The following is a 1289-nucleotide window of genomic DNA, read 5'->3' as shown; positions in this document are numbered from 1 at the left end:
TGGACCTTTGTCAAGAAAGTAGACGCTCACGCAACGGATTTTTCAGTACATTGCTTAGCAAAACGGATGGGTGAAAGATACCCTAGCGCGCCGTGCATTCGCTTACGGTTATAGTAAAATTCAATGTACTGGTAAATGGCTTGGTAAGCCTGCTCAGGCGTTTTAAAACGGGGGTTACAGTATATGAGTTCCTTCTTTAAGATACTGTGCCAAGACTCAATGCAGGCGTTATCGTAACAGTTTCCTTTGCGGCTCATGCTCGATTCCATCTGGTATGTCTTTAGCTGCTGGGTGTATTCAGTAGAAGTATACTGAGACCCTCGGTCCGAGTGGTGTAAGAGTCCCGCACCAGGCCGTTTGGCTGTATAGGCCGCCTGCAGGGCGTCCAGAACCAGGCTAGTCTCCATGTGGTTATACAACCGCCAGCCTACGATTTCACGCGTGCATAGATCCATGACACTGGCCAGGTACAAGCGACCTCCCCGGCAAGGGATATACGTAATGTCAGTCACCCATACCGTATTCGGTTTCAGTACTTTAAACTCTTGGTTCAGCGTGTTCGGTGCAATGGGATTGCTATGCTTAGAATCGGTGGTCTGTACGCGGTAGGGTTTAGATACCACCGAGCGTAGCTTCATTTGCCGCATATACACACTCACGGTACGTTCCGTGACGGTATAGCCTTCCTGGTGCAGCAACCGGGTGATTTTCGGACTCCCATACCGCATTTTGTGGTCGGCAAAATGGTACCGGATTCGCTCCTTCACCGCAGCCTTGTGGAGTTCTTGTGGACTGGGTTTGGCGCTCAGCCACTTGTAATACCCGCTCCTGGATACTTGTAGGGTTATGCACATCTTCTCCAAGCGATACTCGGAGCGATGGTCCTTCATGAACTGGAATCGGAGTTCCTTGGTCTGCTGAAGATGTGCACTGCTTTTTTTATGATAGCCAATTCTTCATCCCGGTCGGCAAGTTGATCTTGGTGTTCCTTGAGCTGACGCCGTGCTTCCTTCAGCTCTGCTTCGAGCTCCCTCACCCGATCCACACTCGCTACCGGTTCATTCTTAAGCTCTCGATATTGCCCCATCCACTGATGCAGTGTGCTTTTCGGGATGTCTAGCTCTTCCGCTAATTCACTGAAGCTCTTCGTCTGTTCTTGAATAAATTTCACAGTTTCCCTTTTAAACTCTTCGTTATATCGCTGACGCTGTTCTCCCATGTGAACACCTCCGTTACTTCTATTATCGGTCCGTACGTTAACGGTTGTCCACAGTCTATTCTAGTCGCAC

Annotated in this window: 2 protein-coding genes; both read right to left on the bottom strand. The window is 49.4% G+C overall.

Features of this window, described 5'->3' with window-relative positions:
- Positions 1-26 precede the first annotated feature (26 nt).
- Positions 27-890, bottom strand: a complete 864-nt coding sequence (locus tag HQN87_RS31950; protein ID WP_211722503.1) for an IS3 family transposase — start codon at positions 888-890, stop codon at positions 27-29.
- The gene (locus tag HQN87_RS31945; protein ID WP_173141375.1) at positions 887-1219 is read right to left on the bottom strand and encodes a transposase; all 333 of its coding nucleotides are present in this window, start codon (positions 1217-1219) and stop codon (positions 887-889) included. Before HQN87_RS31945 ends, HQN87_RS31950 begins: the two co-directional genes overlap by 4 nt.
- Positions 1220-1289: the final 70 nt, after the last annotated feature.

The sequence above is a fragment of the Paenibacillus tritici genome (assembly GCF_013204885.1).
GTDB lineage: Bacteria > Bacillota > Bacilli > Paenibacillales > Paenibacillaceae > Paenibacillus_AQ > Paenibacillus_AQ tritici.
This window is presented reverse-complemented; position numbering and strand designations above follow the sequence as displayed.